General features: G+C 57.4%; 17 protein-coding genes. 1 reads left to right on the top strand and 16 read right to left on the bottom strand.

All coding sequences use genetic code 11. The features are described 5' to 3' along the window. Nucleotides 1-4: 4 nt before the first annotated feature. The 5 genes from BLT71_RS13940 to BLT71_RS20405 all read right to left on the bottom strand — a co-directional run bounded on the left by BLT71_RS13940 (nucleotide 5) and on the right by BLT71_RS20405 (nucleotide 4,671). Nucleotides 5-778: a hypothetical protein gene (locus BLT71_RS13940; protein ID WP_091721335.1), complete on the bottom strand. Its 774-nt coding sequence runs from the start codon at nucleotides 776-778 to the stop codon at nucleotides 5-7. 94 nt (nucleotides 779-872) lie between these two features. Further along, a complete protein-coding gene (locus tag BLT71_RS13935) occupies nucleotides 873-2,465 on the bottom strand; it encodes a hypothetical protein (RefSeq protein WP_091721332.1) in 1,593 nt (530 codons plus the stop codon). A 17-nt stretch (nucleotides 2,466-2,482) separates the two neighbouring features. After that, the gene (locus tag BLT71_RS13930; RefSeq protein WP_091721329.1) at nucleotides 2,483-3,787 is read right to left on the bottom strand and encodes a PBSX family phage terminase large subunit; all 1,305 of its coding nucleotides are present in this window, start codon (nucleotides 3,785-3,787) and stop codon (nucleotides 2,483-2,485) included. Next, nucleotides 3,708-4,235: a hypothetical protein gene (locus BLT71_RS13925; RefSeq protein ID WP_157693472.1), complete on the bottom strand. Its 528-nt coding sequence runs from the start codon at nucleotides 4,233-4,235 to the stop codon at nucleotides 3,708-3,710. Before BLT71_RS13925 ends, BLT71_RS13930 begins: the two co-directional genes overlap by 80 nt. Nucleotides 4,236-4,497: 262 nt before the next feature. Beyond that, nucleotides 4,498-4,671 (bottom strand): hypothetical protein, encoded by a 174-nt coding sequence (locus tag BLT71_RS20405; RefSeq protein WP_157693471.1) that lies wholly within the window; start codon nucleotides 4,669-4,671, stop codon nucleotides 4,498-4,500. 76 nt (nucleotides 4,672-4,747) lie between these two features. Here BLT71_RS20405 and BLT71_RS13920 point away from each other — a divergent pair, with 76 nt between their 5' ends. Continuing rightward, nucleotides 4,748-5,215 (top strand): hypothetical protein, encoded by a 468-nt coding sequence (locus BLT71_RS13920; RefSeq protein WP_157693470.1) that lies wholly within the window; start codon nucleotides 4,748-4,750, stop codon nucleotides 5,213-5,215. A gap of 542 nt (nucleotides 5,216-5,757) precedes the next feature. Here BLT71_RS13920 and BLT71_RS13915 read toward each other — a convergent pair. From BLT71_RS13915 to BLT71_RS13860, 11 genes are all read right to left on the bottom strand, one after another. Next, a complete protein-coding gene (locus BLT71_RS13915) occupies nucleotides 5,758-6,579 on the bottom strand; it encodes a hypothetical protein (RefSeq protein ID WP_157693469.1) in 822 nt (273 codons plus the stop codon). Nucleotides 6,580-7,626: 1,047 nt separating this feature from the next. Beyond that, complete coding sequence (locus tag BLT71_RS13905) at nucleotides 7,627-8,085, bottom strand: hypothetical protein (RefSeq protein WP_091721318.1); 459 nt, start codon at nucleotides 8,083-8,085, stop codon at nucleotides 7,627-7,629. Further along, on the bottom strand, nucleotides 8,085-8,405 hold the full coding sequence (locus tag BLT71_RS13900; protein WP_091721316.1) for a hypothetical protein: 321 nt from the start codon (nucleotides 8,403-8,405) through the stop codon (nucleotides 8,085-8,087). Before BLT71_RS13900 ends, BLT71_RS13905 begins: the two co-directional genes overlap by 1 nt. Before the next feature lie 236 nt (nucleotides 8,406-8,641). Continuing rightward, on the bottom strand, nucleotides 8,642-8,896 hold the full coding sequence (locus BLT71_RS13895; RefSeq protein WP_157693468.1) for a Panacea domain-containing protein: 255 nt from the start codon (nucleotides 8,894-8,896) through the stop codon (nucleotides 8,642-8,644). Beyond that, complete coding sequence (locus BLT71_RS13890; protein WP_091721310.1) at nucleotides 8,893-9,225, bottom strand: hypothetical protein; 333 nt, start codon at nucleotides 9,223-9,225, stop codon at nucleotides 8,893-8,895. The genes BLT71_RS13895 and BLT71_RS13890 overlap by 4 nt, the downstream gene beginning before the upstream one ends. Further along, nucleotides 9,225-9,536 carry a hypothetical protein gene (locus tag BLT71_RS13885; RefSeq protein WP_091721307.1) on the bottom strand — a complete coding sequence of 104 codons (312 nt, stop codon included), beginning with the start codon at nucleotides 9,534-9,536 and terminating at the stop codon, nucleotides 9,225-9,227. Before BLT71_RS13885 ends, BLT71_RS13890 begins: the two co-directional genes overlap by 1 nt. Then, nucleotides 9,533-9,958: a DUF6221 family protein gene (locus BLT71_RS13880; protein ID WP_091721305.1), complete on the bottom strand. Its 426-nt coding sequence runs from the start codon at nucleotides 9,956-9,958 to the stop codon at nucleotides 9,533-9,535. The genes BLT71_RS13885 and BLT71_RS13880 overlap by 4 nt, the downstream gene beginning before the upstream one ends. After that, entirely contained in the window at nucleotides 9,955-10,260 is a 306-nt protein-coding gene (locus tag BLT71_RS13875) for an ArsR/SmtB family transcription factor (protein ID WP_091721302.1), read from the bottom strand. Before BLT71_RS13875 ends, BLT71_RS13880 begins: the two co-directional genes overlap by 4 nt. Before the next feature lie 408 nt (nucleotides 10,261-10,668). Next, complete coding sequence (locus BLT71_RS13870) at nucleotides 10,669-11,076, bottom strand: hypothetical protein (protein ID WP_157693467.1); 408 nt, start codon at nucleotides 11,074-11,076, stop codon at nucleotides 10,669-10,671. Continuing rightward, nucleotides 11,073-11,312 (bottom strand): hypothetical protein, encoded by a 240-nt coding sequence (locus tag BLT71_RS13865; RefSeq protein ID WP_157693466.1) that lies wholly within the window; start codon nucleotides 11,310-11,312, stop codon nucleotides 11,073-11,075. The genes BLT71_RS13870 and BLT71_RS13865 overlap by 4 nt, the downstream gene beginning before the upstream one ends. Nucleotides 11,313-11,729: 417 nt before the next feature. Next, nucleotides 11,730-13,850, bottom strand: coding sequence for a hypothetical protein (locus BLT71_RS13860; RefSeq protein WP_091721294.1), 2,121 nt, complete (start codon nucleotides 13,848-13,850; stop codon nucleotides 11,730-11,732). Between the last annotated feature and the right edge of the window lie 95 nt (nucleotides 13,851-13,945).

The following is a 13,945-nucleotide window of genomic DNA, read 5'->3' as shown; positions in this document are numbered from 1 at the left end:
GTTCTTAGTTCCGACCGGAAAGTTTCCGATAGGTGGTGGGATGTGAAACGAGAAGAGCGTTGCGCTCGAAAGCGTCCATCTTGTTGAATGCCTCTTGGGTGATCGGCGTATCTCCGTCAGCGCCCGTTAGGTCCGGTCCACTGGTACCGGCACTGGAGCGCCCCTTCAGAGAGGGGTGCCGCTTGACGGCGTCTGCGACAAGGGCTTCGATCTTGGATGCGAAGTCGTCAGCCGCAGGATCAAGACCGGCAAGCTTTCCTTCGCCCCGTAGAACTGAGACCGTCAACGGGGATGCCTTAGAAGCAAGCACTGCATCACGGAGAGCGGCATCGGTCAGCAGCTCGTTGATTCGAGCGTCCTTCTCGGCAAGAACCCGGTTCTTTTCAGACACGTCGGCGGCGAGGGCAGTGGCATCAAGCTGTTTGCCGTCTTCGACTTCGTATCCAAGCGCCTTGCTAATCGCGTCCAGAGTCGCCTTCTGAGCGTCTTTAGCTTCCTTAGCGGAGACGCGCTTGGAAGCGGACTCTTTGTTGAGGTTGGAGATGTACGTCTGCACTTCGGTCGGCAGCGACTTGATGTCGCCGTCCCACTTCGTCGGTTCAGTCGAAGCAGGTTCCTTGGAGGCGTCGGGATCAACCACATCGCCTGAGGGAGCATCGCCATCGGCTTCCATGACTGCATCCCCGAACGTGGCGTAGTGAAACGCACGGAGCTGCTCATAGAAGTCGGGTGAAGCTGGATCGATAGTGCCGTGCAGTAGCGCGGTGGAGCTGTTCATCTGGAGTACCTGACTCTTTCTGCATATGAAAAAAGCCACCCGATCTACGAGTGGCTGTGAGGCGTATTTAGTTATGAGTTGGGGAGTTGCAGCGTCACGCCGCTACTTGGTCCTCTGCCGGTTCCACAACGGTCTCCGCAGGTGCAGCAGCGGCTGGCTCAGGCTTCTTGTGCTCAGCCAGAATTAGCTCAGCCTCCTTCTTCACCTGAGCGGGAGACCAATCAGGATGAGCGCGACCCACACGGGTCACAGTTGAGGCAGACTGAGACGAGAAGTCGCTAGCATTCTGAGCGCTGATAGCTTCAGCGTCAGGCTGCACGGCGTCAGCAAAGATCGACTCGATGACAACACCATCAGGAACCGTGATGCCCGTATCGAACTTGGCTGCATCAGTGAGAAGCAGTTTCAGGGCGATAGCGGACAACTGGGGAGCCATCAGGCGAACCTTGGCTTCACGGGTCATGTGAGAGGCGCGCTCGCGCGCGTTGGTCTCGGTAGCCGTCATAGCGCTGTTGGATTCCACCAAGCCGAATGTCTGGCTGGAGTATCCAGCAATAGACAGCAGTGCTCCCTTGAGGAAGTTGATCACCTTCTGGAAGTCCTCGACCCGGACGGCAAATTGCACCTGTGTGATCGGCATACCGTTGCCGTCACCGTCAGGCACCGAGGTGTCCTTGACCTGAGTGAAGATTTCGCGATCGATATCGTGCGCAAGTCCTTCGCCCACACCGAGGTCTTCAAGTAGCTTCTCGGAGATGATCAAAGTCGACTTGCTCAACCGGATGTCTCGCATCAAAGAGCTGAAAGCCTCGTTTACTGCATCAAGAGGCTGCAAGATTCCTTCGAAGTCGGAACGCCCCAGATTGGCTCCTAAGGGGTCCTTCCGCCAAATAGCATTCGGAGTCCGGTTAGGGAGGTAAACGGCGCTCAGACCGGGCGTTTCGGTGCTCACGCACCCGTTCTCGTCGACGAATTCAGCAAAGGATCGCGTTTCGTCTCGATCAGTCAGCGAGACGACGATGCCGACATTGTCGTCCCGACCCATATAGAGGGCATGACGAACCAGACCGATCCCATCTGAGTCAACGAAGTGTTCCTCGACGTGACGCCAGACAGTGGAGCCTTCAGTGGCTACGTTGTGCCAGAACTGAACCGACTTGAGGAAGCCGAACGCGAATTCCGGTACAGCTAGGTCGGCGTCCACCTTGACGATGAACGCGTGGTCTTTGATGTTGGCATCCCATGCGACCTTCAGGAACGTCCCACCAAGCGCAGCAGCCGTCTCAGCGGCTCCAATGAGGGTCGCATCGAGATACGGTCCGGTGAGCAACTGGAGGCGCGCAGAGAGCTTGCTGAGGTCCAGTGCCTGCGGACGGTCCTCTACGGTATCGCGGGCTTCAATCCGGACAGGATCGGAAAACAGCAGGTCCGCTGACTTGCGCGTGATCTCAGCAGCAACGTTCAGGTTATAGACATGCTGATTGCCTTCTTCATCCGGTGGCGTCCCCATGAACATCCGCTTGATGCGAGTGAAGATGCCAACCTTCCCCTTATTGCCAGCAGTGGAGTAGATGTGACTCAACTCGGATGCATCAGCCATGTACCACGCGTTGTACTCGCGGTACTTTGGAGCGATTGCAGCCATCTGGGGCAGCGGGAAATCAGTACCGTTCTTAGGCAAAGCCATAGCTGCCCTCCATTTCGTTAGCGATTGCGCTCCATATCGCGGAGCCAGTCTCCTTGGGTGCTCATCAATGCATATCGAGCCGCATCAAGATGGTGATCGTTTTTCTTGTTGGGAGCATCGACGCCGACCAATGACTGCTTCTGATCCCACGCGTAGCCGGGAATCTCGTTTATCAATCCAATGCACGAGTCAGAGACCTTCAACTTGCGGCTCTCCAACATCGAACCAATGACACCAATGCCTTGCAGCACGTTGTCCTTCTTGCAGTTGCCGATGTTGGTTATGCCGTTGTCCCGCAGAGCGCGTTTGAAGTCGAGGGCAGCGGAGTCCACGATGGTCCACCGAGGTTTCAGATCGGCTTTCCTCAGCCCCAACGTGTTTGGCTGGTTGAACTTCTTGACGAAAAGCTTTGCCTGCTCGTGATAGCTCAATCCAGCTCTGTCCTTGCTGTGCGTCCAGTTCCACTCATCGAAAAAGTAGAGGACGTTGTCTGCGCCCAGCCCCAACCAGATACCGGCTGACGCGCTGGACAAGCCACCATCCAGCCCCACGGCGTAGACACGGCGCATCAGCGGGAGATCAGCGTGCTTCACCACGTGTTTAGCAGGGTCCCAGAAGTCGAAGATGGCACCGTCACCAGACACCCACAAGCCGTCGATGAACCGAAGCTTGAACAGCCCGTACGCGTAGATAGCCTTCTGCTGCGCCACATAGGAAGCAGGCAGCCCCGGATTGTCATCCATGGTGAAATGCCACAGAGTCCAACCGGGCAGGGGCTTCACCGGGTCGTTGATCTTGTCGATGAAGTCGACTTTGAACCAGTGATTCGGGGAGTCCGGGTTGGTCGTGCCGAATAGCTGCGCCCTAGGTACACGCAGACGGCTGACAAGCATCTTGAAGAAGCCCTCAGGCAATACTGTGATCTCATCCACGCATGCACCGACGAGCGTTGCACCTCGGATGGTCATCTCTGCGTTTACGTCGTTCGCGCCCATGACGCGGACCTCACGGTCAAACATCTTGACCCAGCCGGACAGCGGGTTGCCTTGGAACTCGTCAACGAGATCACCGAAGAACTCACGGTCCTTCAGGACATTCCACAGGTTGCTCTTTACCGACTCGCGCGTTCGACCGAACATCCCAGCCTGACCCGGTGGGGCATCCGCCATAAAGAACACCCAGCGATAAAGCGTGATCACAGTCTTGCCGCTACTGACCGAGCCGTGACAAACGTTGAAGCTCTTATTCGAGTTCCGCAGGTAGTCCAACTGTTTCGGAGAGATCGCCATCGGTAGCTTCGCTTGGATCGCCAAAGCTGACATCGGGGACCTCCTCTATATGGTCGTCTTCGAACGGTTTGAAGCCCAACTGCTCGCCCATACGCGTCAGAAGGTCCTTGCGCTTCTCGGTCAGGTCAGAAGCAGTGGTGGCATCGATCGCTGCGAGACGTGCAGCAGAAGCGAAGGCAGTCGTCGAAGCGGTCATGATGTTCTTGCGATCCACGAAGGACGGCTTCTCACGCATGAACTCGGTAGCCACGTTGTCCTTGCCGCCGACCACGACATCCTTGTAGGGCTTGCGAATATCGTGGAGAAGTTCCAGCCCTTCATTCATCAGCAGCTCGATGGCTTGTTGCCTCTTCAGCTTCAGATCGAATGCCCGAGCTTCTGTTGCCGCGCGCGTGGAAGCCGTCCGAACCGTTCGGACGCCAGCCTTGTCAGCCCAGTCTTTGATCGTTGATTTCGTGACTCCGTACTGCTCAGCAGCCACGGTTGGACCTTCGAGGCGATAACGTTCGACTGCCGCAGCCTTCTCTTCGGCGCTATGCCTTGACACCGGCATGACGCCTCCGTTCAGGTACTTGGAACGCCTCTCGTTGAATGCCTCTAGGAGAGCCGTGAATTAGTGCGTGAGGGTACGAAGCCCTCGACGATGCTGCCGTCCGCCTTATGGAGCACACGGGAGCGCTCAGCATCCTCAGGGCAGTCACACCCAGTGTTCTTGGCTGTAGCCGCCGGGATTATGGTCAGCATCAGAACCCCAGCGCCTTCTTGATGCGATCGGCGTCGTCCTTGGAGAAGACCTTGTTCGTCAACGGTTCTGATGACGATGACCAGCTCCTTGTGTCCGGTGCGAGGCGCTGTGCACGCTTCTCCGGAACTACCAGAGGCTTGAGGGGCGCTGGCTTCGGTGCTGCTGATTCCATGGCTGTGTGAGCCTCTCTATGGCGTTGCGAACGAGGTGAATAGGATTTGGTCATGGAGCCTTGGCAGACAGTCCTGATGACCGCTGGAACCACCGGCATATTCACGCTTCTGGGCGTCTTGCTGGGATCACGGCTCAACGCGCGGCTTGACCACGCTAAGTGGCTACGCGAGCAAAAGCAGCAGGCGTACAGCAGCTTCTTAGCGGATTCGGGGTTGGGGAACTTGGACCTGATCCTCGACGGGACCATCTTGGAGTCCGAGTATCTTGCAAAACAGTTAGTGCACTCGCAGCGGATCACCATCCTCGCGCCCATTGAGATCACGGAACTAGCCCAAGACGTGGTGACAGTTGCGAAGAAGATCGCCAGAAAAGTAGGCAACCTTCCCAAAGAAGAAAAGGCTCGTGTGCTGGGTGGGCTTGGCGATGAATACACGACGGCAGTTGGTCGCCTGACCTTCGCCATGAAGCTTGACCTACACAAGCTCCCGAGACGAGAACGGCTGGGAGTTCGGGAGTACCTAAAGGAAACTGCCGAACCGTAAACATGCGATCAGAGGGCTTCAGACAGCCTCCTCATATGCGTGACCACATGTATAAGCGGTTGGTGCTCAAACAGCGTCAGGAAGGCTCTCAGCGGTGCTGATGATGCTCGCTACGTATGCTCGGGCAGTCGGATCAACAATCGATAGCAGATAGGCACGGCGGTGGGTGTTCATCGTGTTCTGCATCGCTGACCTTTGTTCGCTTGCAAGTGGTACCGAAACGCGCGCCATCAAAATTCCACTTCTGCCTATATCCCGCCCTCACAGCAGGAAGTCAAAAGGGCGAAAGTCAAAACGCGCGCCTCGGGGATTGCGGGTGGGACGGACGATGGGGGAGTTGAACCTTCACCACACGATCTAGGGAAGTGCCTAGGAAATTCGTCCGTCCCACCAGAATGTGGGAGCAAATAAAAGAAGCCCCGAGCTAATGCTCAAAGGGCTTCTTTTCAGAGATCCAGTTTTTCCGACATCTCTAGCTATAAAAACTGTACGACAGAAAACATCAAAAGTCAACATAATCTTTCAGGATCGCACAAATAAGCTCAAGCAGCCATAGCTAGTTCACTCTTTTTGGCTAATCTGACCGCTTTACGTTCTGCGGCAGCCTGCTTCTTGAGCAGCGTTGCCTGCTTCTTTAGCTCGGCTGCGAGCCATAGGTTGCACACATCCCGAAGGCGGTAGGTGGGAGTGTTGACGATCTCCTGAGTCAACCAATATCCCGAGTAGCGCGCTTTGACGATCGGGCGAACCACGGCGACCAGCTCGTCCGGCTTATCGTCAGCCCATGCGTGAATCCTGTTCCGGTTCAGGTTCGTGATGCCGTGAATCTTCAGTGCTTCCACGATCTTCGGCGCAGTGGCATAAGCGTCCAGCACGTATGCCGGGATGTTCTGAATGGTGCGCATGAGATTGTCCAGCGTCGGCTCTTCGTATTCAGGCAGGTCAATCGCCTTGTGTGCCCCTGAGACCCCTTCGATGATGGAGTTGTAGGTATTCCTCCATAGGTGGCTTTGGGACAGCCAGACGAGCTGGTCGCCGTCCAATAGCCACTGAGCCAGCGCCCCTGTTGTCTCGTCGGGAAGCATGGCACACGCTGCTCGGCACTGCTGGATGTCGTTGACCGTGACGGAAAGTGCTCGTCTAAGTTGCTCGTGGGCGAAGAAGGCGTCAAAGGCTATGGGGTTCTGCTCATTCTTCAGCTTGGCGCTGCCACCATCTGAACCGGGGCGGGCAATCACGTCCAGCTTCGCCATCGTGATATCGAGATGCTGCGGCATCCATAGGGCGTTCTTCAGATAGGTGCGGAGATTCTTGATCTCGGTTTCGAGGGTGACGGGCATAGGTGTGGCAATGACAGATGACATTTCGGCGCTCCAGCAGTGAGGGGATTGTTTTGACTGCGGGCGATCTCTTGTGTGGTTGCGCCGGTTCCCGGCTGCTCAATGCGTATGTTTCCCCGTGGTTCAATTTTAGCGGATACCCCCATGGGGTATTTTTGTCAGTGCCTCGCAATAGTTTGTGCACTCCATCCATCTAGAGAAGAAATGGAGTACAAAGTGATCAGAAGATCATCCATTGCCCTAGCACTCGGGCTACTGGCTGCAACAGCATTGGCAGCAGCCCCAGCACAGGCAGCAACGATTTGCCAGACTGCACCGAACGGCTCGCAGTACTGCTTCGACGATGGCAAAGGCGCGAACACTGGCGTTGGCGGCAGCGTCGGTGGTGGCAGTACGGGTGGTGCTGGAGCAGTACCGCCTCCTCCCGCGCAGGTTCCTGTCCCCGCTCAACCCGCACCAGCTCCGGCTCCATATGTTCCGCCAGCACCTGCACCGGCTCCCTACGTTCCTGCTCCAGCAGCCCCTGCACCTATGTACGTTGCACCAGCACCGTCATACCAGCCTCCAGCAGCTCCACAGCCGGTCTATCAGGTTCCGGCTGCACCAGCACCGGTCTATGCAGCTCCTGTGCCCGCAGCGGGGCAGGCAGCGATCACACCTAACCAGCCAGCAGATGTACCGGTAGTAGAAGCGGAAGCGCCTGCTGCGGCTGAGAGCGTCCAGAATGCTGCGGAGGCTATGGCTGCTCCTTCAGTGGCTGCTGTGGCTGCTGTGGCACCTGTAGGACCGCATGCCGGGTCATACGGAGTGCGTCCAGTACAGGACATCGTTGGAGACGGGGGTATTGAGGCAATGGGCGTTGCCGCGACTACTGCCTCGGCTGACACGATCAGTCCTGTGCCGTGGGTTCTGTTTGTCGCCCTTATTGTCATAGCCGGCTTTGTCACCCTTGTTGTCTGGAAGGGCGTGGGAGTAGCCGCAGCTATCCAGCGCATGCGTTTGCGCCGCTAGTTCTGAAGTCAGCAAGAAGCCCCGATCCATGGTTGTTGGATCGGGGCTTCTTTGTTCCTCTCACGCACTCCTTATATCGAGTACGCGGACAAGGTCATCGGACATCTCGTCCACGTACGGACCCAGCACCCAGTCCTTGAACTGCTGGAACATCATGCGGTTGATGGAGACACTGCCCGTGTACTTGCAGACCGTGAGCAACTCTGCCTTCTCCAGAACGGTCAGGTGCTTCTGTGCCAGCTTCATATCGACACCAGCAGCCTCCGCAACGTCTTGGACATCCGGGGAATGCCACGACCCGTACAGCAGCCCGAGGAACGACAGGAACACGGACCGCGTCAGCGGGACAGCCATCGCAACATGCTGAGCATCAAGAACATCGAGGACAGAACGACCAACTGGAACAGCCGGGGGATCGACAGCCGGAGCGACGACGGGAGCTGGTGCGACATTAACATCAGTCACGGCGAACAGGTCAGCGAACAGATCGTCCGAGGAATCAACCATGGAGTTCTTCATTAGAGCCATCCTTCAACGACTGCCAGCGAGGTTGCTCCGGCTTCCGTAGCGAGGCGAACACGCTCTTCACGTCCTACTTCTAAGAAGCGGTTATTCAAAGGATGCGAGAGCTTTAGAGAGACCTCGCCGCCAGTGTTGAGACGCATTGTCAGGGTCTCGGTCCTGTTATGAGACCATCCTTCAATCTCGTGGAATATCCCGTCCTCTTCGGCTTCGGTGACCGACCGCCCAAGGATGTCCGAGAGCATCTTCAGCGCGCCAAGCCGGAACAGCATCCCCAACTCTTCTCCGTTATCGCTAGAGAATTCAACGCCATTCATCGTGCTACTTCCTTCGTGAGTTCACTGATACCTAGTTCGGCGGCTATCTCCGACATGCGCCGGGTGGACCTGCCCCTTGTCCTTGCGGGTGAGGTGCAACTGTCCACAGGGGCAGGCGTAGACGAACAGCTCCAAGGAGAGGCGCGATGAGAACAGTGCCTCCCTGAAGCTGCTGTACCCGCGCTTGCCCGGAGTCCAGCACTTGCCAGTGACTCGTGGTGGTGGCTTCGCGATCATCAGAACACGTGCCCCTTCGGTCGTAGTGCTTCGAGGGAAGGAATCCACGGACCGTTGGGACCGGCGATGATCGGGTCATCGAAGAGAGGTGTGCCGTGAACTCCCAACCAATGTCCCTGAGCGAAGTACACGAGGAAGTGGAGCTTCTGCTCATCCATCCCGCGCACGTCCGGGAACGACTCTGCGTGCTGAGCCAGCATCAATAGGGCAACATCGATTGCTGTGAGCTTCTGGTCTTCTACCGATTCACTCATGCCGTCCACCTCCATCCCTGCGCTTCAAACTGCTCGGTCAGCTCCGCAACTACCTCACCAAACAGCCGACGCGCAGGACGCTCGCGTGGAGCCTCGGCGTGAGTGATCGGGTACTGGTGCTCAGGGTGATGGACGATGACGGAGTAGATGTCACCCTCGAACACGAGTGCAACTGACAGTCCACCGCCGACGTACTCACGGGCGAGTTGGTTCGTGGCGTTGCGGCGCTCATTCGCGAAGTATTTGCTCGCCTTTGATGCGAACGCCTTGCCCTCGGGAGACCATGCGGCACGGCGCATAGCTGCTGACGCCTCGTAGGACCGGCTCATCACAACCACCCGTCCGCCACAGGAGCAGCGATGCCAGCGTCAATCGCCATGCGATGCACCTCAGCCTTGCCGAGTTCCAGAATTCGGTTGATGCTCATGCCCGTTGCTTCAACTTCGACCCTGCCTTGCGCCGTATTGCAGGAGAGGCTGATAGATAGCTTGCTGCCAGCATCGCCGTAGTCCTCCATGGTCAAACGCGAATGCGACAGGACCACATCGAGGTCAATCTCCTGCCCAGATATGAAGCCAAAGATCGACTTGAGTCCGTTCTGAAATGCGCGAGTATCCTCTTCGTTCCCGAAGGTGATCATGCCGTCACCGCCCAGTCACTCTGGTACTCAGGATGCGACGAGTAGACCGTAGCGAGGGCTTCTAAGATCACTCGACCCTCGGACTTGATGACCAGACCGTGGGCGAGTGGATCGCCGCTCATGGCACTCGCGCCCGTGTGGATGATCTGTATCTCGCCCTCATGCAACTCCACTACCGCACGCTTCGCCGCGCACTCAGCGAGGATGCGAGCCGGGTCGAAGCGAGCCGCAAAATCACCGACAACGGCACAACAAGTCGGAATCAGTGAATCCAACTTTTCGTCGCCGATAGACAGCACCGCACTCGAATCGCATCGCCACTCGGCGTTGTGATCGCAGTAGGTAGCCGCAATTATGCGCTGGACGAAGCTCTCGTCCTCGGCAATCCGAGCCAACAAGAAATCAATCAGCGAGGTGCTCATGCCGTCACCTCGATATCGCCGCTCACACACTCGGAAAGAGCGCTAATCACGTGCATCAGTTCGGTTGGTTCCATCCGGTAAACGTGCTTCACGCCAACCTTTTTGTACGACACCAAGTTATGAAAACGCAGAACGGTCAGCGCCTTGCTCACTGATGCTTGTGGCTGACCAATGCGGTCCGTCAGCTCATTGACGGTCAAGGGACCCTTGGAGAGGTGATGCAGAGCATCCGTGGCGAGTGGTCGGGAGAGAACGCGCAACAGCGCATTCAACTCGGCATACTGGGAGACATTGTTTTGCATAGCAGTTCCTTAAGACGCAGTGATATTGCGAAAGGAAGTGCCAGCCAGCCGGAGACTTTGTTGGTGAAGTTGCTATGCAATTCTGTACCCGCGATCCGGTTCGATCGGGTTTCTGTTCCTACCTAAATTCTATACCAGAAATGGAATACGCTTTTTCGAACAGAAGGGGCTACGTGAGTTAGCTGCAATTGCAGACACTGCTTCTGGGATGAAACAGGAGCCTTCGCTAAAGCCAGCCTTTTGCAAAACGTTCGATAACATCACCAGCGTCAACAGCAGCGCGCTCGTATTCCCTGCGCTCACGCTGAATGCAACCTTGGCATGTTAGCGGTGCATGCGGACCAGCGAAAGCATGTGCGTCCAGCTCTTCATCCGTCCAACGGCGAATCGGGCGTCCCGGTGCGACGCTCACAGCGCACCTTCCGCAAGGGCTGGTGCCCCGCCTGCTGCGATGGAGTCAGCTTCGATCCGGTTGCGAAGAAACTGCTCCCGCGCCTTGCCGTAGGAGTCCTGATGGATCGGAACCTCGGAGGTTATCGCGGCATGCACCGACATGGATTCCTTCACTGCACGCATGGACCGTCCGGCTGAAAGATGCTCGCGTGCGAAGGGGACCGACGTGTTTGGTCCGCCGTCAGCGCTCAAAAGGATGAGGTACGGTTCACCATCGTTGACGCCGAAGTGGGCTTGCGGCAAAGAGGCATGCGGGACAACAACCGCGATGGTGCCGAGCTTCTCAAGCACCGCGCGAATCTGCTTCTGGCTTGCACCTTCGAGACCACCGCCGTGCATAAGCAATTCCACCAACGAGTTCACAGGACAGCCTCTGCGTCCGGAACATAAGCCCAGCAACCACTAAGCTCGCTCAATTCCCGATCGAGCTTGTAGGGGGCACTCAGGCTCTCCTCGTCGGGATCACAGCCGCACATCTCCGTGTCTTCAGCGCCGAAGTACACGCGGGCATCGAAGCGTTCGGCAAGAACTCCGTCGTGCTGGAAGGTTGCACCGTCCGCGAGACCACCAAAGACCTTCTCGATCCTTTTTGTTTCCATGAGCCGGAGGCTATCGGTCAGGACTGACAGTTGAACGCTTCGCCCGCCGCCTCCCTGCCGCGCGCAGCGCCGCCCCACGACCGGAGCCAGCCTAAGAGGGGAGTGGACCGTCTGTCCTCGCGTCCGCTTCACCCGATACCCCCATGGGACTGAGCATCCGCCTGACGGATGTTCACCCACCGATGTTTGCCGACAGAAGACCTAACTGTCAGCATCTTGCTGACAAAACATCCCAAAGTGTCAGTAAAAGTAGATGGCATTGCACGAGGAGCGGGGCGTGCACTTGGCATATTGGGGGTGAGGGGCTTTTCGGCGGCTCTTCCCGGCGCGCTAGATACCCCTAGGGGGTCTGTGAGCAAAGTGAAGGGTGCTGCCAGCAGTTTCCCACCAGCAGCACCCCACCAATCTTCCGGAACCTCAGAGCGCCCCTTCCCTTCTTGCTTCCAGCCACGCCCGAGGAATGGGCGTCATTTTCCCGGAGCTAAGCAACGAGTTCATCAGCGCAGTCTCTTGCGCAAAGCGCTCACTCAATTCATCCTCCGGGATCAGGTCCGCCACGAACTCATCCGCGTTGCGCTCCATACGAACCAGCGCTGCAAGGTAGTCGAGGTCAGCTTCGGTCCGGTTCGCCAGACGAGCCACAAACTGTGGACGGCGGGACTCGGGATCATTGGCAATCCGGGGAATCTCCACGAGTGCAGCGTGGACTGACGATTCTTCCACCTCTGCGAATTGCTCGGACAACGTCTTAGCTGCGAACGTCTTCCGTTCCGATACCGGAGCATGACCTGCATTCACCAGCAACGATGAAACTCGCGGCTTGATGACCTCGGCGCGAGCTGCAACGCGCTCCATGATCTCGGATTCTTCCATCTCTCCGGTGACCTCTGCGGTGCGGACAAGCTCTTCGGCACCAGCAACGATGGCTGCTGCCGCTGCGGCTTCGGCTGCTTCTTCTTCCTTGCCCAGTCGAATGAGTTTCATCATCGCCCGGTGGTTCCCCATCCGCTCTTCGTACGCAGCTTTCTCTTCCGCGAGCCGCTCTTCGTAGTCCACGATCGAACCGAAGACGTAGCAAGCCACAAGCTGCGGGTCCTCCCAAGGGGCGGTGGCGGAAGTGTTCGCCCACTGCTCGTCACCTTCGAAGCTCCAGCGATAGCGCTCGACCAACGCATCTACCGCAATGCACATCATGCGGGTCTCGACATCGGAATAGTCATCAATGCCATCTTCGGCAAGCCTGCTGGTCACAACGAGCAGGTCGTGGATAGGGGCGTCGTCGATGGTGAAGTTTTTCATCGTGGAATTGAGTTTGAGCAGAAACTTGTACGGGTTCGCTTCGAACTCGGTGTAGTCAAGGTTCTGGCTGGGGCAGTTGTTCATGGTGCTTTCCTTATCTTCTGTGAGGGATACTGCGGTTGAAACAGGAGCCGCTGTGTTGGCTTCTGCGGGGGTGGAAACTTCAGGAGTGGTAGCCGGAGCATCGGCTGCTTCAACGGCTTCTACAGTGGCGGGACCGGTGCAACCGGCGTGAGCTTCTTCGACTGCTGCGATGTCTTCGATGAGGTCCGGCGTGACGCGGATGAACTCAGTGCAGCCCTTGTCCGTGAGGTCGTAGGACCAACGTCCCAAATCGATGTCGACCTTCTCGCCAAGGTTTTCCCGGCAATCGAACTGGACGACGTTGCGCTCTGCGGGGGAGTGCTTCTGCATGACGGAGCGGATATCAGCATTGCCGCAAGCGCAGGTGATCTTGAATTTCCGGGGGGTTGCGGGGATCAAAGCGTCGGAGATACCAGCCCACTTGACCTGATAGTTGTCAGAGTCGAGCCACGCCTTGTCGACACGCTTCTGGGCAATCTTCTTCTCAACTTCTCCGGTCTCGGGGTTGAACTTCTGTGCCTCATACCGGACGAAATTCTTGAACGTCTGCTCCGGAGTTTCGCCGTACCAAAATTCGGTGACCGTGGGCGTCCATGCGTTTTCTCCGGGGGCATCGAACTCTTGACCTGATGCCTCTGCCCAGCAGCCGCGAACAAGTCGATCGAAGCCACGAGCGCCCCTGCCGCCACGGGATAGCAGGAAGTGTCCATGAACTCCGCCGCCAAGGTAGGGGTCATTGAAGTCCTTGAACCAGAGGAACTTTGCTGGCGTGCCCAGCTCTTCCGACAGCAACATGTCGAACCGTTCGATCTGCCCGTTGACGGACTCGTCGTTGGGTGCCAGACGCAGGCGCTTGGCTCGTGAGCCTTTGTACTTGAGCGTGATCATGACCAGATCGTCACCGAGCGAAGCGACATCAACGCTGTTGAACAAACGCAGGATCGCGGATCGTGCACCGGGCGTGCGGTAGGTGGTTGTGCCCCGGCGCAACTGACCATCGGGCGTCTTGTTCGCAACACGGTCCGCGTAGGGAATCGACTTGTTCTTCTTCGGTTCCTTCGCCATGAGGACCATGTCGGTGTACAGCGAAACGTCGAAGTTGATGTCGTCAGCAGCGGAAACGGATGCGGATTTTTTCGATGAGGATGAGGACATGATGCGGCACCCCTTCCGGGGAATCTTTCGGTGAAACAGTGAGGGAGGGTGACGCGGGAGCGGAGTGTTCTCAGAACGCTCCCCGCATCGGGGTG

The organism is Pseudarthrobacter equi, from assembly GCF_900105535.1.
GTDB classification, from domain to species: Bacteria; Actinomycetota; Actinomycetes; order Actinomycetales; family Micrococcaceae; genus Arthrobacter; species Arthrobacter equi.
Note: the sequence above shows the minus strand (reverse complement) of the source record. Positions and strands in the feature narration are given on the sequence as shown.